Annotated in this window: 27 protein-coding genes; 14 read left to right on the forward strand and 13 right to left on the reverse strand. The window is 53.8% G+C overall.

What is annotated here, in order from left to right; genetic code table 11:
- Positions 1 to 9 precede the first annotated feature (9 nt).
- The 11 genes from K0B01_09290 to mtaB form a co-directional block, all read right to left on the reverse strand.
- Positions 10 to 1,083, reverse strand: coding sequence for a 3-isopropylmalate dehydrogenase (locus K0B01_09290; GenBank protein ID MBW6486328.1), 1,074 nt, complete (start codon positions 1,081 to 1,083; stop codon positions 10 to 12).
- A 256-nt stretch (positions 1,084 to 1,339) separates the two neighbouring features.
- A complete protein-coding gene (locus K0B01_09295) occupies positions 1,340 to 2,197 on the reverse strand; it encodes an isocitrate lyase/PEP mutase family protein (protein ID MBW6486329.1) in 858 nt (285 codons plus the stop codon).
- Positions 2,198 to 2,253: 56 nt separating this feature from the next.
- Positions 2,254 to 3,453, reverse strand: a complete 1,200-nt coding sequence (locus K0B01_09300) for a CoA transferase (protein MBW6486330.1) — start codon at positions 3,451 to 3,453, stop codon at positions 2,254 to 2,256.
- Between the two features lie 25 nt (positions 3,454 to 3,478).
- Positions 3,479 to 4,417 carry a hydroxymethylglutaryl-CoA lyase gene (locus tag K0B01_09305; GenBank protein ID MBW6486331.1) on the reverse strand — a complete coding sequence of 313 codons (939 nt, stop codon included), beginning with the start codon at positions 4,415 to 4,417 and terminating at the stop codon, positions 3,479 to 3,481.
- A 191-nt stretch (positions 4,418 to 4,608) separates the two neighbouring features.
- Positions 4,609 to 5,343 carry a GntR family transcriptional regulator gene (locus tag K0B01_09310; protein ID MBW6486332.1) on the reverse strand — a complete coding sequence of 245 codons (735 nt, stop codon included), beginning with the start codon at positions 5,341 to 5,343 and terminating at the stop codon, positions 4,609 to 4,611.
- 178 nt (positions 5,344 to 5,521) lie between these two features.
- The gene (locus K0B01_09315) at positions 5,522 to 6,265 is read right to left on the reverse strand and encodes an AAA family ATPase (GenBank protein MBW6486333.1); all 744 of its coding nucleotides are present in this window, start codon (positions 6,263 to 6,265) and stop codon (positions 5,522 to 5,524) included.
- On the reverse strand, positions 6,262 to 6,927 hold the full coding sequence (locus tag K0B01_09320) for a GGDEF domain-containing protein (GenBank protein MBW6486334.1): 666 nt from the start codon (positions 6,925 to 6,927) through the stop codon (positions 6,262 to 6,264). The genes K0B01_09315 and K0B01_09320 overlap by 4 nt, the downstream gene beginning before the upstream one ends.
- Before the next feature lie 29 nt (positions 6,928 to 6,956).
- On the reverse strand, positions 6,957 to 7,919 hold the full coding sequence (gene era / locus K0B01_09325) for a GTPase Era (GenBank protein ID MBW6486335.1): 963 nt from the start codon (positions 7,917 to 7,919) through the stop codon (positions 6,957 to 6,959).
- Positions 7,920 to 8,022: 103 nt separating this feature from the next.
- A complete protein-coding gene (locus K0B01_09330) occupies positions 8,023 to 9,078 on the reverse strand; it encodes a radical SAM protein (GenBank protein MBW6486336.1) in 1,056 nt (351 codons plus the stop codon).
- Positions 9,075 to 9,800: a ribonuclease III gene (gene rnc / locus K0B01_09335; GenBank protein MBW6486337.1), complete on the reverse strand. Its 726-nt coding sequence runs from the start codon at positions 9,798 to 9,800 to the stop codon at positions 9,075 to 9,077. The genes K0B01_09330 and rnc overlap by 4 nt, the downstream gene beginning before the upstream one ends.
- Positions 9,801 to 9,819: 19 nt before the next feature.
- Positions 9,820 to 11,223: a tRNA (N(6)-L-threonylcarbamoyladenosine(37)-C(2))-methylthiotransferase MtaB gene (gene mtaB / locus K0B01_09340; protein MBW6486338.1), complete on the reverse strand. Its 1,404-nt coding sequence runs from the start codon at positions 11,221 to 11,223 to the stop codon at positions 9,820 to 9,822.
- A 387-nt stretch (positions 11,224 to 11,610) separates the two neighbouring features.
- Between mtaB and K0B01_09345 the strand changes: the two genes are divergently transcribed.
- Positions 11,611 to 12,063 (forward strand): hypothetical protein, encoded by a 453-nt coding sequence (locus K0B01_09345; GenBank protein ID MBW6486339.1) that lies wholly within the window; start codon positions 11,611 to 11,613, stop codon positions 12,061 to 12,063.
- Positions 12,064 to 12,133: 70 nt separating this feature from the next.
- Here K0B01_09345 and K0B01_09350 read toward each other — a convergent pair whose 3' ends face one another.
- Entirely contained in the window at positions 12,134 to 12,625 is a 492-nt protein-coding gene (locus tag K0B01_09350) for an alpha/beta fold hydrolase (GenBank protein ID MBW6486340.1), read from the reverse strand.
- A gap of 165 nt (positions 12,626 to 12,790) precedes the next feature.
- On the opposite strand from K0B01_09350, the gene K0B01_09355 reads away from it, so the two are divergent.
- Both K0B01_09355 and K0B01_09360 read left to right on the forward strand, forming a co-directional pair.
- On the forward strand, positions 12,791 to 14,116 hold the full coding sequence (locus tag K0B01_09355) for a DUF1015 family protein (GenBank protein ID MBW6486341.1): 1,326 nt from the start codon (positions 12,791 to 12,793) through the stop codon (positions 14,114 to 14,116).
- 2 nt (positions 14,117 to 14,118) lie between these two features.
- Entirely contained in the window at positions 14,119 to 14,892 is a 774-nt protein-coding gene (locus tag K0B01_09360) for a methyltransferase (protein ID MBW6486342.1), read from the forward strand.
- Here K0B01_09360 and K0B01_09365 read toward each other — a convergent pair.
- The gene (locus tag K0B01_09365; GenBank protein ID MBW6486343.1) at positions 14,852 to 15,358 is read right to left on the reverse strand and encodes a DUF721 domain-containing protein; all 507 of its coding nucleotides are present in this window, start codon (positions 15,356 to 15,358) and stop codon (positions 14,852 to 14,854) included. The two genes, K0B01_09360 and K0B01_09365, sit on opposite strands and share 41 nt — an antisense overlap.
- Positions 15,359 to 15,826: 468 nt before the next feature.
- Between K0B01_09365 and K0B01_09370 the strand changes: the two genes are divergently transcribed.
- From K0B01_09370 to miaA, 11 genes are all read left to right on the forward strand, one after another.
- Positions 15,827 to 16,450, forward strand: a complete 624-nt coding sequence (locus K0B01_09370; GenBank protein ID MBW6486344.1) for a protein-L-isoaspartate(D-aspartate) O-methyltransferase — start codon at positions 15,827 to 15,829, stop codon at positions 16,448 to 16,450.
- Complete coding sequence (locus K0B01_09375) at positions 16,438 to 17,397, forward strand: M23 family metallopeptidase (GenBank protein MBW6486345.1); 960 nt, start codon at positions 16,438 to 16,440, stop codon at positions 17,395 to 17,397. Before K0B01_09370 ends, K0B01_09375 begins: the two co-directional genes overlap by 13 nt.
- Positions 17,398 to 17,592: 195 nt before the next feature.
- Complete coding sequence (locus K0B01_09380; protein ID MBW6486346.1) at positions 17,593 to 18,078, forward strand: CarD family transcriptional regulator; 486 nt, start codon at positions 17,593 to 17,595, stop codon at positions 18,076 to 18,078.
- A gap of 53 nt (positions 18,079 to 18,131) precedes the next feature.
- Positions 18,132 to 19,139, forward strand: coding sequence for a PIN domain-containing protein (locus tag K0B01_09385; protein ID MBW6486347.1), 1,008 nt, complete (start codon positions 18,132 to 18,134; stop codon positions 19,137 to 19,139).
- 47 nt (positions 19,140 to 19,186) lie between these two features.
- Positions 19,187 to 19,945: a 2-C-methyl-D-erythritol 4-phosphate cytidylyltransferase gene (ispD, locus tag K0B01_09390; GenBank protein MBW6486348.1), complete on the forward strand. Its 759-nt coding sequence runs from the start codon at positions 19,187 to 19,189 to the stop codon at positions 19,943 to 19,945.
- Positions 19,945 to 20,418, forward strand: coding sequence for a 2-C-methyl-D-erythritol 2,4-cyclodiphosphate synthase (gene ispF / locus K0B01_09395; protein MBW6486349.1), 474 nt, complete (start codon positions 19,945 to 19,947; stop codon positions 20,416 to 20,418). Before ispD ends, ispF begins: the two co-directional genes overlap by 1 nt.
- 129 nt (positions 20,419 to 20,547) lie before the next feature.
- The gene (locus K0B01_09400; protein MBW6486350.1) at positions 20,548 to 21,741 is read left to right on the forward strand and encodes a phosphoglycerate kinase; all 1,194 of its coding nucleotides are present in this window, start codon (positions 20,548 to 20,550) and stop codon (positions 21,739 to 21,741) included.
- Between the two features lie 27 nt (positions 21,742 to 21,768).
- Positions 21,769 to 22,530 (forward strand): tRNA pseudouridine(38-40) synthase TruA, encoded by a 762-nt coding sequence (gene truA, locus K0B01_09405; GenBank protein ID MBW6486351.1) that lies wholly within the window; start codon positions 21,769 to 21,771, stop codon positions 22,528 to 22,530.
- A 106-nt stretch (positions 22,531 to 22,636) separates the two neighbouring features.
- Positions 22,637 to 23,398: an MBL fold metallo-hydrolase gene (locus K0B01_09410; GenBank protein ID MBW6486352.1), complete on the forward strand. Its 762-nt coding sequence runs from the start codon at positions 22,637 to 22,639 to the stop codon at positions 23,396 to 23,398.
- A 119-nt stretch (positions 23,399 to 23,517) separates the two neighbouring features.
- Entirely contained in the window at positions 23,518 to 25,458 is a 1,941-nt protein-coding gene (gene mutL, locus K0B01_09415; protein MBW6486353.1) for a DNA mismatch repair endonuclease MutL, read from the forward strand.
- 6 nt (positions 25,459 to 25,464) lie between these two features.
- Positions 25,465 to 26,064 (forward strand): tRNA (adenosine(37)-N6)-dimethylallyltransferase MiaA (miaA, locus tag K0B01_09420; GenBank protein MBW6486354.1); only part of this gene is annotated, 600 nt, incomplete at its 3' end.

Here is a 26,064-nt window from a genome sequence, read left to right on the forward strand (position 1 = left end):
GATGCCCGTTCATTCTTGGGCAATGTATTCGGCAATCAGGTCGCCTGCTTCCCTTGTCCCCATTCCCATGCTGCCGGAAGCGAGGCTGCGGATGTCCTGGATGAGCGCTTTTTTTACCGCAGTTTCGATGCGCACTGCCGTGGCGGATTGTCCCAGATGTTCGAGCATCATGGAGGCCGCCATGATCGCGGCCAGCGGATTGATCACGTTTTGCCCGGCATATTTGGGCGCCGAACCGCCGATGGGCTCAAACATCGAAACCCCGGCGGGGTTGATGTTGCCGCCGGCGGCGATTCCCAGCCCACCCTGGATCATCGCGCCGATGTCGGTGATGATGTCGCCGAACAGATTGTCGGTGACGATTACGTCGAACCATTCCGGGTTTTTGATCATCCACATGGAAACCGCGTCAACATGAGCGTAATCTATTGTTATATCGGGATATTCTGCTGCCACCAGATGAAATGTCCGTTCCCAGAGATCAGACGCATAGGTCAAAACGTTCGTTTTACCGCAGAGCGTCAGTTTCTTGCGTTTGCCGCGTTTTCTACAGTATTCGAAGGCATAGCGAATACAGCGCTCGACGCCGTAGCGGGTGTTGATCGATTCTTGGATTGCCACCTCCTCTTTAGTCCCTTTTCTTAGAAATCCTCCCCCGCCGGTGTACATTCCCTCCGTGTTTTCCCGGACGACGGCAAAGTCTATCTCTTTGGGGCCCTTGTTTTTCAACGGCGTTTCCACGCCGTCATAGAGGGTAACCGGTCGGAGGTTGATGTACTGATCCAGCCGGAAGCGCAGCTCCAAAAGGAGACCCTTTTCCAGGATGCCCGGCTTCACGTTCGGGTGACCGATTGCCCCGAGCATAATCGCGTCCATCTTGGCAATTTCCGCAAGAACGCTTTCCGGAAGGATTTCGCCTGTCTTGAGAAACCGCTCGCCGCCGAGATCGTAGTGGTGCAGATCGAAGTGGAGCTGATCGCGGCTCCCGGCCGCTTCCAGGGCTTTCAGAGCCTCCCGGATCACCTCCGGGCCGGTCCCGTCGCCGGGAAGGACGGCGATTGAAAAGGTCGTTTTTCCGCTCATGTTTTGTCTCCTTATCCTGTGGTGGAATTATGCATCAAATTCACCGTTGGGCGCCGGCGGCTGCGATGCTGGTTTAAAGAATGATTGCGGGGGGATGGTCATCCCCGTTTTTTGCGTTTGCCCGCCTGGTTAATTCTGACTTGACAAGAACCGCCTTAAATTCCTTCTTTGGCAAAAAAACAAGTAATGCGCGAATTGCTGTCGCTGAATGTTCAAGTTATCTTTCAGGCGCAATTATATTTCCATTGCGCGCTGATTACGAGAATTTCTTTTCCAGGGCGCGCATCTCGCCTACGCCTATAAGGTTGTTGAACTCTTCAAAGCTGACGAGGTCTTCAAGACAATCCTCCGTGGAGCCTTTCTCCCGCAAATGGGTCAAGACCTTCATCATTGCCCTGGTTGCCGCGTACAGGGTTGAAACCGGATAGATCGCGATCTTGAAGCCGATTTGCTCCAGTTCCTCCGCGGAAAGAAAAGGCGTCTTCCCCTTTTCGACCATGTTGGCGATAAGCGGCAGCCGCAGCTCGCGGGCGATCTCCTTCATCTCCGCTAGCGTCTGCGGCGCTTCGACGAAGAGCACATCCGCGCCGGCCTCGGCATAGGCAACCGCTCGGGCGAGTGCGTCCTTCAGGTTGGTTACCGCCCGGGCATCGGTGCGGGCGACAATGACGAAATCTTCGGACTGCCTGGCATAAACGGCGGCCCGTATCTTTGCCGCCATTTCTTCCCGGGGGATGAGCTGTTTTCCTTCCATGTGTCCGCAGCGCTTCGGAAAAACCTGATCCTCCAGTTGCAGACCGGCGACGCCCGCTTTTTCGAACTCTTGCACAGTCCGTATTACGTTCAAAACCCCGCCGTAGCCGGTATCTCCATCGGCGATAAACGGGATAGCAACGGCGGAAGCCATATTCCCTGCTTGACTGACCACCTCCGACATCGTCATCAGACCAATGTCGGGCTGGCCAAGAACGCTTGCAGCGGCGCCATAGCCGGTCATATAGACGGCGGAAAAACCCGCCTTTTCCACCAGGCGCGCGGACCAGGCGTCGAAAGCGCCAGGGGCGCGCACAAGGCCCGGTTTCTGGAGAAGATCGCGTAATTTCTTCCTTTTCATGCTCCAATGCCTCCTGTTCCTGAATTTATCCTTATGTAAGTCGTCTGTCCCTGCTGTCAGTTTTCAGTGGCGCCAGGAGCGGCAAAGACAGCGCCTGCCTCGAGCAAAGCGTCTATTTCTGCTTCCCGATAGCCCAGTTCACGCAATACCGAAACGGTATGCTCGCCGATCTGGGGCGACGGTTTATGCAGTCGGGCGGACGTCCTGGAGAACTTGACTGGAAATCCCGGCATCTTGACCGGCCCGCCGGGTTGAGCCGACTCGATCGCCATCTCCTGATGGAGCACCTGGGGATCGGAAAAAACCTGTTTCAGATTGTTCACTGGACCGCAGGGCACCCCGGCCTGGTTGAGCAGGTCGATCCACTCGTCCCGTTTTTTGGTCTCTATTATTCCCTGAATTATTTCATTTATTTCACTTCTGTTCTGACGGCGTTTCTGCTGGGTGTCGAAACGCGGGTCGGCGGGGAGATCGTCCCGTTTCAGAACGGTGCAGAGCTGACGCCAGTTTTTTTCAGCGCTGGGAGCGATGGCGACGGGACCGTCAGCGGCATCGAAAAGTCCGTACGGAGAGACAACCATGTGATCATTGCCGTTGCGGGGCGGAAGCTCCCCGGTCGCGAAATAGGCGGAAGAAGCAAAAGTGAACATGCTGATCAACCCGTCCACCATCGCGGTCTGGATTTCCTGGCCCCGTCCGCTCTTCTCCCGCTCCCGCAGGGCGGCCAATATTCCGAACGCCGCATAGAGCCCGGCTATCGTGTCGCTGATGGGGACTCCGACCCGGAGCGGCGGCATCTGTTCGTTGCCGTTGAGGCTCATAAAGCCCGACATCGCCTGGGCGATGAAATCGAAGGCGGGGCGATCCTTGTAGGGGCCCGATTTGCCGAAGCCGCTGATTGCGGCGCAGATCAAGGAGGGGTTCAGCGCGCTCAATTCGTTGTACCCGAGGCCAAGGCGGTCCATCACCCCCGGCCGGAAATTTTCCACAACGATATCAGCTTTTTCGGCGAGGCGCCGAATGATTTCCTTGCCTTCCGGTTTTTTCATGTCAACCGTAATGGCTCTTTTATTTCGGTTGAGGTTTACGAAATAGGGATTTTCGCCCTTGCCCATGATCCCGGTAACGCGGGACGGATCGCCTTCAGGCGCCTCTATTTTGATAACGTCCGCCCCCAGATCGGCCAAGAGCATTGTGCAGAAGGGGCCTGAGACGACCCTGGTCAAATCAAGAACCTTCAATCCTGTAAGCGGCATGGATGGCAACTCCTGTTCTTTAAAATCAATGGGTTATCCCGCAGATTCCTGCCGCCAGCAGAGGATCGCGGGGGCCGCTTTTCATTACCTGCCCGGGCAGCGTTCTGCCGAGAATTGACTCAAGCTGCCGTGCGGCTTCGATAATTTTCCGCAGATCGATGCCGGTATCATACCCCATGTCTTCCAGCATGAAAACCACATCCTCCGTGGGAAGGTTGCCGGCGGCCAGCGGAACGTTCGGGCAGCCGCCGATCCCGCCCAGAGCCGTGTCGAATGTGTCGGCGCCCGCTTCGAGCGCTACGTAGAGATTGGCCATCGCGGTGCCCCGGTTGTTGTGCAGATGGAGAGAGTAGGGGATTTGGGGGAAGCGGCCCGTGAAGCCCTTTATCATTCTGATGATTCTGGCCGGCGTCGCCATTCCCGTCGTATCGGCAAGAATTACCGAGGCTGCGCCGCCATTGATATAGGCGTCGGCGAGGCGATAAACCTCTTCATCCGACACATCGCCCTGGTACGGACAGCCGAAGGCGACGGCCAGGGCGCCCATCACCGGTTTGTTCCGCTCCCGGGCAAGCGTAAAGATTGCCTGCAAATCCGTCACCGACTCGGCCACGGTCCGGCGCACGTTTGCCAGATTATGGGCATCAGTTGTGGAAATCACCACTACCAGCTTGTCCGCGCCGTGGTCGAGCGCGAGCTGGGCCCCCTTGAGGTTCGGGACGAGCGGGCTGTGGATGCATCCGTTTTTGGGGAGTCCCGCCATAACTTCCGCCGCGTCGCGCATCTGGGGTATCGCCTTGGGGCTCACAAAGGAGGTGGTTTCCATCTCTGTTATCCCCGCTTCGAGCAACTGGCGGATGATGGCGATTTTTTTTTCGGTCGGGACGAATTCCGGCCAGGACTGGAAACCGTCGCGGGGCGCGACCTCGCGAATATGTATCTTTCCGGATTCTGACGATTTCATTTAAATCTCCCCTCTGAGCCAATTGCAAAACTATTTGTCATTCCCGAAAGCGGAGCTTAATATACACAATGCTTCTATCGGGAATACGGTTTTTCAAGCAGTTAGAACCAGATTATGAACATTAAACTTCGTTTTCCCGCTTAAAACCATTGCGGGAATGGCAGAATGTGAGAGTTTTGCAATTGCCTCCTCTAAAAAGATATTTTCGTTTTATAGACGTACAGGTCGCCGCGAAAATGGATGCAGGAGACTTCGACCGGCGCTTGGGAGATGTCCATGTAGGTATTTTCAACAAGGAACAGCGCCTCTCCGAAACCTATTCCCAGTTTTGCGGAGGTATCGATGTCGGCGACGGTTGCGCGCACCATTTGTTCGACGCTGGCCAACTGAACGCCGCAATGATCGCGAAAGACGGTGAGAAAGGGCTGTTTTAAGAACATTTCCTTATTGACGCCGGACATCAGCTCGGGAAGAGCGTAGTTGACGATAAACGAGGCAGGATGTCCATTTAACTTTCTGATCCGCTTCATGCGCCATATCGGGGCACTGCCTTTTGCGTGGAGCAACTCGGCTATCCTGTGGGGACAGGGAACGGTGGCAAGCTCCAGCACCTCCGTCTCCGTCTGCAAATTTCCGGTCAGCGCGGAATCGGCCCAGTTCCAAAAATTGCCGGACAATTTAAGTTCCACAATTTCCTCGGGGCGCTTGGTAACCCTTGTTCCCACGCCCTGTTTCGGTTCTACATACCCCTCCTCAACGAGGATGCTCATCGCCTTGCGGATAGTTATGGCGCTTACCCCGAATTCCTGTTCAAGATCGCGGGCGGGGGCGAGCAGCTCCCCGGCCCGGTATTCCTCCTGCAGGATGCGGCCTTTCAGTGTTTCGGCAAGCTGGACGTAGATGGGTGCTTTTCGATTGTCGCTCATGGCAGGAAGTGTCCCGGAAAGATAGTTTTTAATGATAGCAAACGCATATACTGAAAAAAGTCGGCTTTCCACTAAACAACGCCGGTAGCGGAGGACAAGCAATTTGTATATGTTTATACAAATATCATGTCTGACTGTCAAGAAAAATATAAATCAATAAAAAATTCGGGCAAGCGATCTACCAAGTGCGAACCTTTTCTGCTATTTTTTTGAAATTATTTGCCATCCCGGAATGGGGGGAGGCAAGGACGGCTATTTTCTGCGTGAGGATAGACTGGGATGCCAGTTCATCGTTGAGGATATGGCCGGTATAATGGAGATCGAAGCCCAGAAACTTTTTGCAGATGGAATTGATATGGTTGAAAAGCCGCATCGCCTCGTTTTCGTTGGCTACGGCATTGGCGATAATGCCGAAATCCTTGCGCTCAAATACCTGAAACATCACCTTGATCATGGAATAGGCGTCGGTCAGGCAGGTAAGCTCCTTGTTGATGATAACGATGTTTTTGGAGGCGAGCAGATTGAACTGCAGCACAACCTCGGAAATGCCGGCGCCGGTGTCGAGCATGATGATATCGTAATCGGTGAACTCCAGGATCATCGTTTTTACCAATTCGATCTTTTCAAAAAGGAGCTGCGCCATATCCCTGACCCCGGAACTTGACGGAATCAGATCGAAGCCGCCTTTTGTCGGAATCACTATATCCCGCAGGTTTTTGTCTCCAAAAATCACATCCTGCAGCGTATGAGGAGGGTTAATTCCCAGCATAATATCAATATTGGCCAGTCCCAGATCGCAATCCACGACAAGGATTTTCTTTTTTGTCTGGGCCAGCGTCGCGGCCAGATTGAGGGTGGTGAATGTCTTGCCGACGCCGCCCTTCCCGCTGGTTACCGAGAGGATTAGAGGCTTTTTTTTCATTGCTTTTCCATTTCGTTTATTTCGGCAAAGCGCACAAAAAGCGCTTTTCTTTCCGCATTATTGACGGCGGTGTTTTCAGCTTTCGCATCGAGGTCGTGGAAGATATGGTTTTTACCTGTTTTTTTTGCCTGGCAAAGATTGCCGTCCGCTTGTTGGAAAAAGGCGTCAACACTCATCTTGTGAGACGATTTATAAATGGCAAGGCCGACACTGACCGACACGCGTTGGCCTCCCGCCGTATAAGCCGTGAAATCAATGCTTTTCAGAGAATTTTTGATTCGTTTGGCGACACCGATGCCCTCGGTAAGCCCGGAGGAGGGCATGATTATGAAAAACTCGTCCCCGCCGAAACGGCAGGCAAAGTCGGTTGGTCGGACGCTTTTACCCAAGATGCCGGCGAACTGAGACAGGAGCTGGTCTCCGATATAATGTCCGAAGGTATCATTGACATTCTTGAAGTTGTCCAGGTCCAGAGCAATCAAGGTGCAGGGCTGACCGGTGCGTCTGGCCCGAGTAGTTTCCACCTCCAGTTGCAGGTAAAAGAAGCGCTTGTTGTACAAACCAGTCAGCTCATCGGTAAGAAGCAGGGATTTCAGCCGCTCGTTCTCATTTTCCAGTTCCGTTACCCGCCTTAGCAGCTCATCGGGAGTTTTTTCTCGCATTTTATTCTCAGGCATTTTTAACCCAACTTTCATTCTTGACGTCCCGGTCCCTTGTTTTCCATATATCCGAATTCCTTCAGTAAACGAGGGTCGCTGGTCCAGTCTTTCGCCACGCGGACAAAGAGTTCCAGAAAGACCCGGGAAGCGAAGAACCTCTCCATCTCCAGCCGCGCCTTTGTGCCTATCTCCTTGAGCATCGCGCCCCCCCTGCCGATGACGATCCCCTTTTGTGAATCCTTTTCCAGATTGATCGTAGCCTTGATGCGGATCATGTTTTTGGCCTCGTCTTCCTGGAAGGAATCAACGACGACAGCGGTAACGTATGGTATTTCCTGATGCAGACGAAGGGTGATCTTTTCTCTGATGATTTCGGCGGCGATAAAGCGCTCGGAGCGGTCTGTCATCATCTCTTCGGGGAAGTAGCGGGGCCCCTCGGGAAGGAGTTTCCAAATCTCGGAGACAAGGTGCGCTACTCCGTCATTTTTTAAGGCGGAAACGGGAATGAGCTCGCGAAACTGGTAAAGGGCGCTGAAGGAGTCGATAAGGGGCAGAAGGCGCTGCTTTTCGATGAGGTCGGTCTTGTTGATAACCAGGATTACGGGTTTTGTAAGACCTGCCAGCGATTCGATGATGAAGCGGTCGTCACTGCGCGGCGCCTCCCCCGCTTCGACTAAAAGCAGAAGCAGATCGACATCGCCGATGGTTCCGGAGGCCGTCTCCACCATGGCTTTTCCCAGGGGAGTCTTGGCCTTGTGAATGCCGGGCGTATCGAGAAAGATCAGTTGCCCTGGGTTCGGCTCATCAAGGTTTTTTATCCCCATGATCCGGTTGCGCGTCGTCTGGGGTTTACGGGTGGCAATGGCGATTGTTTCCCCTACGAGTTGATTGAGCAGGGTGGATTTGCCGACGTTGGGCCGTCCGATGATGCCGATGAAGCCTGATTTGAACAAGTCTGCCTCCGTTTTAAAGGAAAAACTCCCGGCCCTATCCACCTTTCGCAAATAAAGCGGCCCGTATTGATATCACGCCGGGACTATCTATGCAAACATTTTCCCGAACGCTGAGCGCCGCCGGCGAAAAACGACAGCCGACCGTTCAAAGTTCGTCAATCCTTCCCGAAAAATCCGTCCTTAATTTTTTGCCCTCGTCGTCAATGACCAGGGTTCCCCTTGCCAGCAAGGGATCAACCTCCACCTGGATATTCTCTACCCGATAGTTTTCCTTCAGCGCGGCAAGGTTTCCCTGCCGCAGCCCCCGGAGGTTGGAGACGTCTTGCGGGGAGACGATAAATTTGATTTCTTTTTTTCTTCCAGCGGCAACATTGAGGAGCGCTTCGGCCATTTCAAGAAAGATTGCCGCCTCGACAAGCGCTCGGAAGGCCGGATGAAAAGGCCCACCGAGCACGGCGCCCGGCTTTTCCAGCTCGCCCGTTGTCTGCAGGCCCAGGCGGATAACGGGAATGCCCGCTATTGTAAACTTTTTGAGAGCCTCTTTGGACAGTTCCGTTGCCTCCAAAAGAGTAAGCGGCCGGTATTTTTTCTTTATGAAATCCCGGGCCAGGGTTGTGTTTGCAAGGACAATGGTCGGGTGAATCCGCACTGTGTCGGGACGCAGGGCGATCGCCGTTTTCACCGTTTTGGCGAAGCGCTCCGGGGTGTCCCCGGGAAGCCCGACCATCAGGTGAATCCCGGTTGTAAAATCCCCTTCCTGGAGCAGTTTTATCGCCCGGATATTGTCCGCCGCGGTATGCCCCCGCCGGGACTGAAGCAGAACCGCGTCGTCAAAGGACTGCACCCCTATTTCGACGGCAGCAACGCCCGACCGCTTTAAAAAAGCGAGATTATCGGGGGCGATCTCGTCCGGGCGGGTGGAAATCCGGATGCTTTCAACCCTGCCTTCCCTCAAAAAAGGGGCGGCAAGCATAAGCAGTCTTTCCTGTTCCGCCTGCTCCAGGCCGGTGAAGGTACCCCCGTAAAAGGCGATCTGAACGGGGCCCTGCTTGCGGGAGGGCTTGGCCAGATGGGTGAGGATGATGTCGTTGAAGTCATCAGCGGTTATTCGGGCCGGATGGCAGCCCGCGGTAAGGATTTCATTGCAGAAGATGCAGCGATGCTTGCAGCCCCCGTTCATGATGAAGATCGGAATGATCACCCGCCTGTTTCCCCTTGCTTCCGCCGGAGGGTTAAAAGCGCCGTCCGCGCCGCTTGCTTTTCGGCCTCTTTCTTGCTTTTCCCGCTTCCCGCAGCAATGAACCTTTCTCCGATAAAGAGGCCCATTTCAAAGAGCTTGTCGTGGTCAGGGCCGGTTTCGGACAGTACGCTGTAGCGGGGCACTGTTTTGAAGAGGAGCATGCTTCGCTCCTGGAGGGAGGTCTTGTAGTCAAGACAGGTTGAGTCGGCATCACCCTCCCGGAGCAGGGGTTCAAAGATTGTGCCGAGCAAGGCGGCGGCGCATTCAAAGCCCTTGTCCAGAAAAAGCGCAGCGATAACGGATTCAAGGGCGTTTGCCAAAAGCGACGGTTTTGTCCTTCCCCTGGAGGCCTCTTCCCCTTTTCCCAGCAGCAGGTGCTCTCCGATTGTGAATTTACGGGACAGCTCGGCAAGCGGATGTTCGTTAACGGCAGAGGCGCGGAGTTTTGAGAGTTGCCCCTCTGTGTAAGTAGGGAATATTTTCATCAGCATGTCGCTTACAATCAACTGCAATACCGCGTCTCCGAGAAACTCCAGCCGCTCATTGTCGCCATTGGCTATGGATTCGTTTTCATTGGCGAAAGATCGGTGGGTAAGCGCCCGGTTGAGGAGGGACTTATCGGTGAAATTCCAGCCGAGACGCGCTTCGAGTTCGGCAAGGCTTCGCAGTCGTTCATTATCCATTGTTTCGATCCTCAAAATGTCAACAATCTATGACGTTCGCAAGGAGGCGCTCACCGTCCAGAGATTCCGGGACAACTCTGACGATGCTGTTGACTTTCACCCCGTTGCCGCGGACGGCCACGGGGATGTAGTTTTCTGAAAATCCGGTCGGGCGCCCTGTCCCTTTATCGGTTCGGCGTTCGATGAGCACCTTGAGCGGCTTTCCTATGAAGCCCTCCGCAAAGCTGCGACGCTTTGCCGCTCCCGCTTCCCGAAGCAGCTTTACACGGTTTTTCTTCACATTATCAGCGACTTGTTCAGGCATCGTCGCCGCGGGCGTGCCTGGCCTGCGGGAGAAGGGAAATGCGTGCAGGTAGGCCAGAGGCAGCTCTTCGATCAAACTTAGAGTTTCGGCGAACTCCTCCTCCGTCTCTCCGGGGAAGCCCGCGATCACGTCTATCCCGATGGCAAGACCAGGAATTGCGCGTTGGAGCTTCAGGACGAGTTCCCGGAAAAAGGCCGCATCGTAATTGCGCCGCATCTGCTTAAGGATTCTGTTGCTGCCGCTTTGCAGCGAAAGGTGCAGATGGGGGCAGATAATATCAGAGCCCCCGATCAGGGAAAGCATTCCCGTTGTCACCTCGCGCGGTTCCAGGGAGCTGATGCGGAGACGTTCAACCAGTTGTTTTTCCACAATTTCCTTCAGAAGGGAGGTAAAATTGGCGGGAGGGCGTAGGTCGCGTCCCCAGGCGCCGAGATGGATTCCGGTCAGGACGATCTCCCGATAGCCGTGGGCGGCAAGTCGCGCCAGCCTCTGCATGATCTCTTCCGGAAAAAGGCTGCGGCTTGTTCCCCGCGTGTAGGGCACGATGCAGTAACTGCAAAAGGCGTCGCAGCCATCCTGAATCTTCAGGAAAGCCCGGGTATGTTCGGGAAAAACCGCGGCGCCCAGCGGGGAGATGGCCTTTTCGTTGCGGATATCGCCGACAATAATTTCATTTATGGCGATCTCAGAAAAGAAGCTTGCTTCCCCACTATTTGTTAAATTCAAGCTGCGCTTGCCCGCCTGAAGCAGCAGATCGGGGATCAAGGCCTTTTCGGTGTTGCCGATGACGAAATTAACCCCGGCCAGCGAGGATAGTTCCCGGGGCGCTCGTTGAGCGTAGCAGCCGGTGACGATAATTATTGCCTCCGGATTCTTTCGGAGAGCCCGGCCGACGAGCTGTCGGGATTGATAATCGGTTTTTCCTGTAACTGTGCAGGTATTGATTATATAGGCATCCGATTTTTCCTTGAACGGGACAATCGTCAATCCCCGGGCGCCAAGCATTGCGGATATTGACGCCGATTCGCACTGGTTTAACTTGCAACCGAGGGTGGCAACCGCCGCCGTCACGATTTCCCCGATTTTTTTTGGATCTTTTTGTGCAGTCAATCTTGTCATTTCCTTTTTTAGCCCTTCCTCTAATCGCCGGAGCTCGCATTGTCAAGTAAAACTGCTTTTTTAACCGCGGCGCTGTTGCAGCAAGACATTTCCGCGGATTTCCAAATCAATGGCACAAGCCACTTTGGCGACCATTTGGAGAATTGTCTGAAAAATACGCCAAGGCGAAGCTTGATATTCCGAAACATTATTGACAATTGTTCCCGACTTAGTGTATCTCACAGGCCAATCAGCTCGTTATTGGACTTCATCAACAGGGAAATTGCGATTTCTGCCCTGAGCAGCGCTGTAACTTACAGGGCAACCGGCAAGCGGACAACGATTCATCAATGCTTTAAGGGGAGACGATTATGAAAATAGATATTTGCAGGAGGTTATTGATATAGTATGGAGAGAATAATCGGCATTGCCTCCGAATACCATCTAATCGCCATAGCGATAGGTTTTTTGGTTTTGCTGGTGGTCTATTTCCTCCTCAAAAGCCTGATGAAAATCGCCCTCTTTGTATTGATAATCGTAATCGCGATCGGGGGTTATTTTTACTTCCAGCACCCGGGGACAGACCAGGCAAGCGTTAAAGACGCCTTCAACAGGGCGAAAGCCGATTCCGAAAGGGTTGTGGAAAAGGGGCGAGATGCCTGGGAAAAGGGTGAAAAGTTGGTGGGGGAGGGCAAAGAGGCATACGAAAAAGGGAAAAAAACCATAGAAAACGGCAAAGAGTTGCTTGATAAGGGGGTCGAAAAGGGGGACGATTTTGTTGAAAAAGTGAAAAAGGTTGTGAGAAAAATATATCTTCTTTTCGAGACGAAAACTGATGACGGCGCACAGCAGAAAAAATGACTTGCAGTAAAATATTAACGCTTTGCCGGGTGCGGGTTGCTGACACTCGGACAGGAGTCCTCTCCTCTTGCTATGATCTTCCTATTTCCAAAAGATTGTCCCATTCTATTGCCGGGAATGTCGCAAGCAGGCTGTGGTCGTCTTGGACGAGGCGATAATCGAGATTTCGAAAAATGGATTGCGCGACCTCGTAAGTAGGTTCCGGAAGAACGACGGTGTCTTCGCTTCCCTGGTAGAGCGTGACCGGCAACTGAAGCGGGACGCGGCAGCGGGCGTGGAAGTCTGCATAGGCGAGGGCCGGGGCGAGCAGCACGAGACGCCGGACGCGCTTTTCGTTTTCACAGGCGAAAATTGCCGCCATGAGACCGCCGAAACTTGAGCCAACTATGATTATATTGTCTTTACTTCCAATATATTCCGAGAGTTTGCTCATCCTTTCATTTAACGTTCCCTGGTAGTCGCCGACCATCATCTCCGGGTATCTTTTTCTGAAGTAGCTTCCCTTGGTTCCCTGGCTGCTGCTGTCCAATCCGTGGATAAATACGCGTGTAATATCGTCCATTCCCATACTCCCGTTTTTTTAAAAAATTCTGCAAGAATTATTGCTTTCCTTATCCCGGTATGTTAGGAATTTGCAAGCAAAATGAATGAAACGGCGGCCGTTTTTCATACAAAATGCTATAATTATCAATAATTGACGCGCCGTTCGGAAAGAAGGGAGAGGAAGATGTCAATAGTTGAGCCGTTCAGGGCGCTGCGGCCGCGGGGTGAATTTGTCGGCGCAGTCGCTGCGCTTCCCTATGATGTTATGAGTGTGGAGGAGGCGCGGCAGCAGATCAGAAAAAATCCGCTCAGTTTCCTGCGGGTGGAGAAGGCCGGATGCGATTTTCCCGTTGGAGAGGAAGCTGCTGAACAGATTGTCTGCCAAAGAGCCAAGGACAATCTGGAAAGGATGATTAAAGAGGGAATCCTTGGTCAGGATGAATCCGCCTCGTTTTATCTCTATCGCCAGCAAATGGGAGGGCATGTGCAAACGGGCGTCGTGGCCTGTGTCAGCGTTGATGAATACAGAAAAGGCCGGATAAAAACCCATGAGCTTACCCTGGAAGCCAAGGAAAAGGGACGGACGCTGCATATCGACTGCATCGGGGCGCAGACCGGGCCGGTATTTCTTACCTATCGGGGGCAAGAACAGATAGACAGCTTACTGGCAAAGGTGGCAAAACAGGTTCCCGAGTATGATTTTACGGCGGACGACGGAATTCGTCACACTGCGTGGATAATTGATGAGCTTGCGGATATAAAGGCGCTTCAAACGGCCTTTTTGCCGGTTGAGTGCCTTTACATAGCCGATGGCCACCACCGCGCCGCCGCCGCCGTCCGGGTAGCCGGTCTGCGGGCGGAACTTTCGTCCGGGAAATCGAAGATTAATGTTCATAAAGCGAGGCTTGATGTTCATAAAAAGGCCCTCAACGAGCCTGATGTTATGCTGGCGGTACTTTTTCCCAGCGATCAGTTGCGGATCATGGATTACAACCGTGCCGTCAGGGATTTAAACGGCCTTGCCAGGGACGAGTTTCTGGAAAAGATAGAGGATAAATTTCTGATAGCAAAAAATTTTCCGGAGAAAGCGGAGCTTAATGTTCATAAATCGCAGCTTAATGTTCAAAAATTGCCCCGGCGACCCCATGACTTCGGCATGTATCTGCAGGGGAAATGGTATCTTCTGTCGGCCCGTGAAAAGGCGCTGTCAAAGGCAAAACTGGCCGACGCGCTTGATGTTTCCGTTTTGCAGGATAACATCCTGGGGCCGGTTCTCGGGATCGATAATCCGCGCACGGATAAGCGAATTGCCTTCATTGGAGGGGTGCGCGGTGCAGCCGGTCTGGAGAGTATTGTTGACAGAGATGGTTTTGCCGTCGCCTTTTCCCTTTTTCCGCCGACAGTTGAGCAGATGATGGCCGTGGCTGACGCCGGGATGGTCATGCCGCCCAAATCCACCTGGTTTGAGCCGAAGCTGCGGAGCGGCTTGTTCGTCCATCTGATCGATTAGCCATGAATGGCAATTTTTTGCAGCAAGAAGGGGAGAAGATCGATCGGATCCTCGCCGGTCGGCTCCGGATCATTCAGAAGGAGAGGGGTTATCGCTTTTCGATAGATGCCCTCTTGCTTGCCCATTTCGTCATTTTAAATGCCGGCGATGACATAATTGAGCTGGGAACGGGCAGTGGGATTGTTGCGCTTATCCTGGCGCAACATCCTGGTCTCGGGCGTGTTTTGGGGATCGAGATTCAGGAACAGCTTGTTGCCATTGCCCGGAGCAATGTGTCCCTGAACGGCCTGACCGACAGGGTTGAAATCAGACAGGCCGACGTCCGCTTTCCGGAATCACTCTGTCGGCCGCAAGCCTTTTCCGTCGCGGTATTCAACCCCCCTTACCGGCGGATGCGCTCGGGCAGGCTCAATCCCGACGCGGAGAAGGCCGCCGCCCGCCACGAAGTCTTCGGAACGGTGAATGATTTTATCGCCGCGGCCGCTTTCGTCCTGCGGCCGGGCGGACGAATGTTTGCAATTTATCCGGCGACCAGAATGGTGGAGTTGATCGCCCGGATGCGCTCATTCCGGATCGAACCCCGGCGGCTGCGACTTGTCTATTCCCGAGCTGGCGGGGCGGCTGTTTTTGTGCTCGTGGAGGGAACAAAGGGGGGCGGGGAGGGTCTGGACGTTCCACCACCGCTTCTCATTTACGAGTCAAACGGGGAATATACGGCCGCAATGAACGATATTTTCAGGGAGCTTGCCGCTTTTGAATCGCCCGGCGCCGACTGATCTCCGTGATCATCGTCCTTTCGATCGCCGCTCGGAGTTCCGGATCCCCGATCGCCGTGAGGCTCTGCTCCACCATTTGCCGGTCTCGCAACCGGAGCTTCTGGATGACCAAAGCGGGGGGGTACTTGTCGGGCGCCTGGGAAGGGCTCTCAGGAACCTCGCCGATCGAGAAAGAAAGACGCCGGAATTCTTCTGTGCCGGACAGTTCGTTAAGCTTGACGAGGATTTCCTCCTTGAGAAACTGCAGTTGATGAAGCCAGACCGTGGTGGAAACGATCACGTACAGCGAACCCCTTTTGAGATTTTCCGGCAGGGTGCGCGAGGCGATCAGGGGGCCAACAGCTCGCTCCCACAAATCTAAAAGGCGGCGGTCGGTCCTTTTGTGGGGAATGTCCATTTTTTTTAGAACCTTGTGGAGGATATCCCCGAGCGGTTCCGGTTTTCTGGATGAAGTTCTCTTGCGCATGATCTCTTTTCTCACATTTTGCGGTTGCGGGTCAAGCAGCAGGGTTTCCCCGGGTTAAAATATTTCTCTTGACCTCTTCGCTGTTGCCGGGTTAGCAGAAATAAACGCTGCATTGGCTTGACAAGGGCGCATTTTGCAAGAGGGAGGGAAAACCGTATGAGTTTAACAGCCATGATCGACAGTATCAAGGGACAACCCGATTACAAACGGGAGAGCCAATTGCAAAACTATTTGTCATTCCCGAAAGCGGAGCTTAATGTACACAATGCTTCTATCGGGAATACGGTTTTTCAAGCAGTTAGAACCAGATTATGAACATTAAACTTCGTTTTCCCGCTTAAAATCATTGCGGGAATGACAGAATGTGAGAGTTTTGCAATTGCCTCGGGATGTTGTAACGAAGGTTGAAATATAAGGAATTTTCAGGATGGGAATGTGGCGGACATCTTTCAAAAACAAAGACTAAAAATGGTTGACATCCAGGTTCGGGGAAGGGGGATCTCCGATCAGCGGTTGCTCAGGGCAATGGAGAAGGTTCCGCGCCATCTTTTCATCGCGGAGGGCTTGCGCGATCAGGCGTACAACGACCGTCCCCTTCCCATTGAAGAGCAGCAGACGATCTCGCAGCCCTATATCGTGGCTTTGATGTCCGCAGCACTGGAGCTGACGGGAAGAGAAAGGGTGCTGGAGATCGGAACCGGTTCCGGCTATCAAACCGCGGTTCTTGCCGAACTGGCCGAACGGGTCTTTTCCATCGAGCGCATTGCCGCTTTGGCCGCCGGGGCAAGAAGGATTCTCGATGCCCTCGCTTATTTCAATGTTGCCATCCGCGTTGGCGACGGAACCTTCGGGTGGCGCGAGGAGTCGCCTTTTGCGGCTATCATGGCGACCGCCGGCGCCCCGCAAGTTCCCAGACTGTTAATCGAACAGTTGGCCATCGGCGGCCGTCTGGTGATTCCTGTGGGGGGACGCAATTCCCAAACCCTGCTCAGACTGACCAGGCTCTCGGATGATCCTGAAGATGTGAAGCAGGAAGAACTATGCGGGTGCCGTTTTGTAGATCTGATTGGTGAACACGGATGGAAAAACTGAACAAAGAGTTTTATCGACCTGTTCCCCCCGAGGGAAGATGGGGCGCCCTTGCCTTTTTTCTGCTTTTCATCATTTCCTGTTCGGGGTTGCCCTTTAAGGAAGCCGGACCGAGCGGGGTTTATCACCGGGTAAAAAGCGGGGAGACACTTTTTGCCATTGCCAAAGCATACCACACAGATCTGCAGGGCCTGGCCGAGATTAACAATATAACCAATCCTTCTTTGATCGAGAAGGACAGCGTGATCTTTATCCCCCACGCACAAATGGTTATCGACGAAATAGAAATTATTGCCAGAGCTAAAAAAACTAAGACAAAAAGCACCGTAAAGGAACCAGTCCTTGAAAAGAGAACCGTCCCCACTGGCCCAGTTGTTCAAGATTCCCGAAAAAAATCGGACGTTGCCGAAAAAAATCGGACAAATGCTGCAGGCGACCTTCTGAAGGAAGAGACCATACATCCCTCCCGGGATGCCGCCAAAAAAAGCGCCGCGGGAAGTCCCGAAGAAAAAATCACATTGTTGAAACCCGAGAAAGCTGCGGATAAAAATGAAAAACAGGAGCAGGTGCGTTTTAATAAAAACATTTTCATTTGGCCGGTTAAAGGAAAGGTTGTCTCTTTTTTTGGCGTTCAGCCCAACCGGATGGTTTTCAACGGGATTCGGATTGCGGCGCCTGAAGGCGCCGTCGTTGTTGCAGCCGGGGATGGCGTTGTCATCCATTCGGATCCTTTAAAATATTATGGCGAGACGATGATCATCCAGCATGCGGATGATTATGCATCTGTTTATGCCAATCTGGGCGTCCGCATTGCCGTTTTAAACGAGCGGGTGAAAAAGGGCGACAGGATTGGTTTTATCGGCAGCGACTCCGGAACGGGGGAGGCAACTCTCCATTTTGAGATCAGAAATAAAAATAAGGCCAGAAATCCCCTTTTTTTCCTTCCCTGAAAACGTAAATTAATGTTCATAAATCGTAGATTAATGTTCATAAAACGAAAAAGCCTTGTCGAACATATAAAAAACTGATTTCCGGCAAGGGGAGTTCATAACCCGCAAGCTTCTCGAAACATCGCGAATCGTATTGACTATTCTTGAAAAACCTGATATCATCGCTCTCCAAAACTAAACACTATAGGTGTAAAAATGTTCAATGTTGGAGATTTAGCGGTATATCCGGCACAGGGAGTGGGAATCATCGAGGCAATTGAAAACAGGGAAGTGGGAGGCGCCAGGCAGAAGTTCTACATAATGAAAATTATGAGCAATGGGATGAAAATCATGATCCCCCTGGATGGCGCCCAGACTGCTGGTTTGCGCAAGGTGATCAAGGAAAAGGAGATCCCCAAGATATACGAGATTCTGAAAAACAGGGATTTTACGATTGACAAGCAGACGTGGAACAAAAGATACAGGGAATATCTGGAAAAGATAAAAACGGGTTCGGTATTTGAGATAGCCAGGGTTCTGCGGGATCTTTGCGTTCTTAAAATCGACAAGAACCTCTCTTTTGGTGAGCGGAAGATGATGGATACGGCCAAGGGGCTGCTCGTCAAGGAGATTTCCGTTGCGGCCAATGCCGAGGAGGCGAAGATCGAAGAGGATATCAATACGATCTTTACCGTGCAGTGAAGTTTTATCCCGCCTGTCAGGGGGAAGGAGTTTTTTCAGATGAAGGGGGGTGAATAGCACTGATTGTAAAGGCGATACTGATTATTTTATGTTCCTTGAGCGGTTATTTCATCGCCTATCACAGCTATTACGACTGGTGGAAATGGATCGTCGGCGTTTTTGTCGGGGCGCTGGCGGCGGTGCTGGTAATCCAGATTGAGAAGATTGCCCGCCGGGTTTCATTGCGGGTTATCCTTGGCGGCGTAGTTGGGATGCTTATTGGTCTTTTAATTGCTTTTTTACTTGCCTATGGTTTGAATTTCGTCAGCAATATTATGGAGAACCGCCAGGTTGTCCCCTGGATTTATACGCTTCTTACCGCGGCGTTGGGTTATATGGGGCTGGTTCTCGGCTCGCAGAAGGTCGAGGAAGTCAGCATGTTCGGCTGGGGGCCCGCTCGGGAAATCAGTGATTACCGGATACTGGATACCAGCGTGATTATCGATGGGCGGATTGCCGATATTGCCGATACCGGTTTTCTGGAAGGCAATCTGATTGTCCCCCGTTTTGTGCTCGATGAACTCCAGTACGTTGCCGATTCCGCCGATTCCCTAAAAAGGGCGCGCGGCCGGCGAGGGCTCGATATCCTCAACCGGATGCAGCGCAGCAGCGGGATTTTTATCGATGTCGTAGATCATGATTTTCCGAAGATCAAAGGCGTTGATTCTAAACTTGTCGCCCTGGCGAAAAAGACGAATGGCCGGATCATCACCAATGATTTTAACCTCAACAAGGTTGCAGAACTTCAGGGGATAAAGATTCTCAATGTCAACGAGCTGGCCAATGCCCTGAAGCCGGTTGTTCTACCGGGTGAACTGATGACGGTGAAAATAATCAAGGATGGCAAGGAACCGGGGCAGGGGGTTGCGTATTTGGAAGACGGCACCATGATCATTGTTGATAACGCGCAGCGCTATCAGGGAGAGAATGTCGAGGCCCTGGTGACCAGTGTTTTGCAGACAACCGCCGGCCGGATGATTTTTTCCGAAATGAAGACGGCGGCAAACGATAAAAAATCGTAAATACTTCGAGTATTTGCCATTCGCCGTTAGTTTCCCAGGTCTGCGGCATGAAAACGAAGTTTAATGTTCACAAAACGAAGTTTAATGTTCATAAAACAGTGGCGATAATACCCGCCGGGGGAGCGGGAAGGAGAATGGGCGGCAGCATCTCCAAACAGTACCTGCTCCTTTTGGGGAAACCGGTTCTTGTTCGCGCCTTACAGCCATTTCAGGATTCACCATTAATAGATGAAATAATTCTCGCCGTTCCGGAGGAAGATGTTGCGCAGGTGCGGAAAGAAATTGTTGAAAGATACTCCCTTTCGAAGCTTGAGCGCGTTGTTGCAGGGGGGAATGAACGACAGGATTCCATCAGAAATGCGCTTGCCTGTATTGCCGATGAAACGGAGATCATTGTCATTCATGACGGAGTCCGGCCGCTTGTCACGACCGAGCTGATTGAGAGGGCAATCGAAAGTGCGGGAAAGCTGGGCGCTGTTGCGACGGGCATTGGCATCCGGGATACGGTGAAACGGGTCGCTAAAACAGGAAAAATCGAAGAGACAGTGCTTAGGGACGGTTTGTGGCTGGCGCAAACGCCCCAGGCCTTCAAGAGGGACATTCTTCTTGCCGCTTACCGCGTGGCGGAGGAAACGGGATTTTACGGTACCGACGACGCCTCGCTCGTCGAGAAGGCCGGAATCCCCGTCTGGATGATTCCCGGCGACAGGGAAAATCTCAAGGTGACGACGCACGAGGACATGATGATCTGCGCAAGGATCCTGCAGTACCGGGAAAAAGACTTGAGCGATATCGGGCGGCTCTGATGAAAACCGGCTTCGGATATGACAGCCACCGCCTTACGGCTGGACGCAGACTTATCCTGGGGGGGGTGGAGATTCCCTCCGAAAAGGGGCTCGCCGGCCATTCAGATGCCGATGTTCTTGTGCACGCCGTTTGCGATGCGCTAATTGGCGCCCTGGCCATGGGCGACATCGGCAGGCTTTTCCCCGATAGCGACCCCGCCTTCAAGGATATTTCCAGTCTGATTTTGTTGAAGCGGGTCGGGACGCTGGTTTCTGAACATGGTTATCAGGTGCGCAATATCGATGCGACGATCGTTCTGGAGAGGCCGAAATTGGCCGGCTATCTGCCCGTGATGGCGCAAAATATTGCCGACGTTCTGGCGATTTCCGGGTCTGCTGTAAGCGTCAAGGCCAAAACAAATGAAGGAATGGGGATGATCGGTGCAGGAGAAGGGGCCGCGGCATTTGCCGTTATCTTGATCGAAGAAGCCTGACGGCAGCCGGAAATCGAAGATTGATGTTCATAAACTGAAAAAGGGTTTTCCCGATATTTCCGCAGGGCAGGGGCCGCTTATAACTCAGAAATCGAAGATTAATGTTCATAAATTGATTAAGGAGGCAGCATGAAATTCATAGACGAATTAGACATTCATAAAAAAAAGGTGTTGTTTCGCTTCGATTTTAACGTTCCTCTGGACAGTTCTCAAAACATTACCGACGATATCCGCATCCGGTCGGTCCTCCCCTCGATAAATTACGCCCTCGATGAAAAGGCCAGGGTGATTATCGTTTCGCATCTTGGCCGTCCCAAGGGGAAGGTTGTGCCGGAGATGAGTCTGGCTCCGGTGGCGAAACGCCTTTCGCGGCTTCTGGGCAAGGATGTCCAGTTTGCCCCGGATTGCATTGGCGAGGATGTCCGCCGGAGGGTGGACGCCTTGCAGGCCGGCGACGTGCTGCTTTTGGAAAACCTGCGATTTCATAAGGAGGAAGAGAAAAACGACGAGGCATTCGCCGCCGAACTGGGCGGTCTGGCTGATATTTACATTGACGACGCTTTCGGCAACGCCCATCGTGCGCATGCCTCCAACGTCGGCATTACCCGGTTTGTGAAGATGCGCGGCGCAGGGTTTCTGATCAAAAAGGAGATTGAATATTTCGGCGGGGCGCTGGAAAAACCGGCCCGGCCGTTTGTCGCTATTGTCGGCGGTTCCAAGGTCTCAGGAAAGCTGGAGGCCGTTGCCAACCTGATTCGGAAGGTTGACAAGATCATCCTGGGCGGGGGCATGGCCTTTACGTTTCTGAAGGCCCTCGGCTACGGCATCGGTAAATCCGTTGTGGAGGACGAGCTGATCGGCAGGGCGGCCGAGGTGATGAAGGCGGTAAAGGAGCTGGGTGTAAAGCTCTATCTGCCGGTTGACTGCGTGATCGCGGAAAGCAGGGAAGCGGGCGCCCAGATCAGGGTAGTGCCCGTTCAGGAGATTACTCCGGGCTGGATGGGGCTGGATATTGGCCCTGCAACGGTAACCCTCTTTGCCGAGGTGTTGGAAAATGCCAAGACGATCCTCTGGAACGGGCCGATGGGCGTCTTTGAGATACCGGCCTTCAGCCACGGCACAACAGCGATGGCAAGAACTCTCGCGAACTCCGCGGCGGTAACGATTGTGGGCGGCGGCGATACGGACGTGGCCATCCAGCAGGCCGGCGAAAGCGACAAGATTACCTATATTTCAACCGGCGGCGGCGCCTCGCTGGAACTGCTTGAGGGCAAGGTGTTGCCGGGGATAGCCGCTTTGGAGCCGGACGGCCAAGAGGCGTAACGAGCAGGACGAGAGAGTTCGAGATATTTGGATTCGCAGGTTAAAGACGGCAGGAGAAATATCCGGCTGACAGTCGAATATGATGGCACTGATTATTGCGGCTGGCAGTGGCAGAAAAACGGGCTTTCCCTTCAGCAGGTTATAGAGGAGGCAATCGGCCGGATCACTGGGGAAAAAATCAGGATCAACGGCTCGGGGAGGACGGACAGCGGGGTACATGCCTGGGGCCAGGTTGCCAATTTTCATACAAATTCAATACTTCCGGAAAAGAGCCTCCTGCTGGGGATCAACAGTCTGCTGCCGCCGGATATCGCCGTCCGCGAGCTGGAGGAGGCCGACCCTGAGTTTCACGCCCGTTTTTCCGTAAAGAGCAAGGTTTATCTGTATTATATTTGCAACCGTCCGGTCCGGCCGGTCAGGGAAAGGCGTTACTCCTGGTTTATCTGGGAGCCTCTTTGTGTCGAGAAGATGCGGGAGGCTCTAACTGTTTTTCAGGGAAGGCATGATTTTACCTCGTTTTGTTCAACCCATACCGACAGCGCCGATCACGTGCGCACAATTCTTGGCGCGACTCTGGAAAAAGACGCCGGGGAGATGATAACGATCTCGATCGAGGCGGATGGGTTTTTGCGCTACATGGTGCGGGCGCTCGTTGGCACGCTTGCCTATGCGGGGCTGGGAAAATGCACGCAAAAGGAGGTGGCCGCGATTCTTGAGGCAAAAGACAGGCGCAGGGCCAAACTGACCGCGCCGCCGCAGGGATTGTTTCTCAAACAGGTCAATTATTGATGAAGATGCCATCCCCGGGAGATGAGAAATTGGGAGGTTGCGTTCAGGGATTATCTGACGCAGATCGGCGCGCTTGAAGCCGGCATGATTGATTGAGGGTGCGAAAATGGTTTACGCGGTTCCCGACGGCGGCTTTGTTCGTTCCTGGGTAATTGCGACCGGGGATGGTCTGATTGTTGTGGATCCGGGCAGCGTTGGTGCTGCCGAATCGGTAAAGGCTTTCATTCGCGGGAAACCGGGCTGGAAAATGGGAGACGTCCGAGGGATTGTTGCCACCCATTTCCACATCGACCATATCGGCGGAATCGGGCGGCTGCTGCGGGCCTGCCCGGAAGAAACGGTTGTGTTTTTTCACCGGCGCATCCAGGATTACCTGACCGGCGAGCAAGATTTGCCCCGTCTGCATAACTGGTCATCCGAATTCCTGCCGGTCGCCCTGAAAAGCCTCCGGCTTTGCCGACACCCGCTCCAGTTTGTCGTGGAAAGCCTGGCCGGCATCCCGCTTTGGGGATTCGGGAACCGTTTTCGTCCGCCGATTCCACGCGAAAAAATTCGCTGGCTTTGCAAGGAGGAACTGAAGCGTTGTGCGCTTGGGTTCGGAGACTGGGAAGTAATTGCAACGCCCGGCCATACCGCCGATTCCCTTTCCCTGTACAGCGAATCATCCCGAGAGCTTATCTGCGGCGACCTGATCTTGAATATGGACCGCGACGGCGGCCATCTCAATACCTTTTGTGAAAACGTGGAGGAGACGGAGGAGACATTCATCTCTCTTGCCGCCTCCATCCAGCCCCGGACCATTTACCCCGCGCACGGGGAGGAAATTCATCACGGAACCAACGCCCTGCTTTTGGTAAAAACTGGTTAGACAGGGTAGCGCTGATATTTTTGCCCCCAGTGACCGCCGGGATCTTGCCATCTGTTCGGCCAGGATTTGCAGGGGACAAAAATGCTGACGCCGGTGGAGGCCTTTGACAAGGTGTTAAATTGTCCAATAAAATAATAATTTTGCCGGAGACGTTGACCCACCGGATTGCGGCGGGCGAGGTGATCGAGCGGCCGGCTTCGATTGTCAAGGAACTTGTCGAAAATTCCCTTGATGCCGGGGCGACTGAGCTTGCGGTGGAGCTCGAGAAGGGGGGAACCCAGTCGATTCGCGTGACGGACAACGGGGAGGGGATGGGGCCGGACGATATCCTTTTGGCCTTTTCCCGCCACGCCACGAGCAAGATCACCCAATTCGACGATTTGTACAGCGTGCGCTCCTTCGGGTTCCGGGGCGAAGCCCTGCCGAGCATTGCCTCGATCGCCCGCGTGGAAATCACGAGCCGTCCGGCGGAGCGGCCCTTCGGCGCGCGCCTTGTTATTGAGGAGGGGGAGTTGAAAGAGCAGTCAGAAGCCGGGTGTCCGGTTGGCACATCCATTCTCGTGACTTCCATATTCGAGCCGATTCCCGTGAGGAAAAAGTTTCTGAAGGGAGACATGACGGAGCAGGGCTACTGCCTCGACTGGATTACCCGTCTGGCCCTGGCCCGTCCGGATATCCGCATCCAGATGTCGGCAAACGGCAAAACTAAGCTTAATATCCCCGCCGCCCGCGACCTTTCGGAAAGAATTGCCCTGACGATGGGGGCTGATTTCCGGGAGCAGCTTGTGGAAACGTCGCAGGAAAAAAACGGCGCGTCGGTTTATGGTTTTGTCTCCCGCCCGGAATTTACCCGCTCCAATGCAACCCAGATGTACATCTATGTAAATGGCAGATTCGTAAAGGATTCTTTTCTGAGCCATGCGGTGATGACCGCGTATCGCCGCCTCATCGAGCCGCGCCGCTACCCGTTGGCGGTAATTTTCGTTGACGTTCCGGCCGGCGAGGTTGACGTAAATGTGCACCCGACCAAGATGGAGGTGCGTTTCCGTAACCCCCGCGAGATATATGGTCTCATTGTGGAAACGCTGGGAGAGGCAATCGGGGTCGGGTTTGCGGAGAAAGGCGGTTCGGCAGCATATAACCGCACCGATAATCGCACGGCCGTCGTGGCGCCTGGTTCATATAATGATCGTGTCGAAGAGGCCCTGAAACGCTACCGGATTTCTTCCGGTACGCAGAAACTCTACTTTGGCGGTCAGCCGGGACTAAGTTCCGAGACGCCGTCATTTTTCCCGGAGCGTCAAACGCATCCGGCCGTGGATGATGAGCGGGCGCCTGCAATGTCGGAGCGCCCGGCAGCTTTGTCCGAATTGTCCAAAATGCCGGCAGGGCTGATGGGAATTAATGATTCAACGCCTGAACAGCCCCGCGAAAATGTTCCTGATGAGGGAGACGCTGCGGTCGGGGAACATTATTTTACTAATCTGCTTTATCTGGGGCAGGTAGAGGGGACATATCTTGTCTTCGCGGGTGAGGAAGGGCTGGTAATTATCGATCAGCATGCCGCCCATGAGCGTGTTTTATTTGAGAAAATGAGAAGGCAGGCCGAGGCGGCAAAGGAGCGCGGCGCCGGGCAGCGCCTGCTGCTCCCGGAGGTGATCAGCCTGCCGCCGCGGGAGCTTTCCCTGCTTGTCGAAGCTATTCCAATCCTTGCGGATGTCGGAATGGAGATAGAGCCGTTCGGCGGCGACTCGGTTGTCGTCAAATCAGTGCCGGCCTTTTTCGCGGATTCCGATGTGCGAACGATGATTGCCGATCTGCTGTCCGAATGCGGCGGGGTTGACAAGAATATTCCGCTGCTCGAACGACGCGACCGGATATTTTCCTCCCTTTCCTGCCGGGGCGCAATCAAGGCCAATCAGCGGATGAGCGCCGCCGAAGCGGAGAGCCTCTGCCGGGAACTGGACCGCTTTCCGGGGATTGCCACCTGTCCGCATGGCCGCCCGTTGAAGATCGCCTTTTCCAAATATGCGCTGGAAAAGCTTTTCAAGAGGAGATAACCGGTTATGTCCGCCCCTGATGTTCTTCGCGACCGGCTGATTTGCATTCTCGGGCCGACCGGCGTCGGAAAGTCCGCGTTTGCCCTGAAGCTGGCCGAGTATTTTCGGGGAGAAATCGTCAGCGCCGATTCACTGCAGGTTTATCGGCAGATGGATATCGGCACGGCGAAGCCGACCCCGGAGGAGCGGCGGCGCATTCCCCATCACCTGCTCGATGTCGTGGAACCGGATCAGCCGTTCGACGCCTCGCGCTATCTGGAAATGGCAACAAAAACGATAACATGCCTGCATCAGGCGGGAAAACAGCCATTCGTCGTCGGCGGAACCGGCCTTTATGTCCGGGCGCTTCTGGGAGGGTTGATAGACGGGCCGCCGGCGGATGAAGCGCTGCGCAAAAAGCTGAAGGCAACGATCAGTGAGAAGGGAAAGGATTATCTCTACGAAATGCTCGAAAACAGGGATCCCCGCGCCGCCGCGGCTATCCATCCCCACGACGGCATCCGGATCATCCGCGCCCTGGAGGTGCTGGAGCTGACAGGTCGCTCCATCGTTGCGCATCAGCAGGAACACTGCTTTAAAAATGCCCCCTGGGAATCCCTGCGGATT

This window comes from Syntrophobacterales bacterium, assembly GCA_019429105.1.
In the GTDB taxonomy this organism is placed as follows: domain Bacteria; phylum Desulfobacterota; class Syntrophia; order Syntrophales; family UBA5619; genus DYTH01.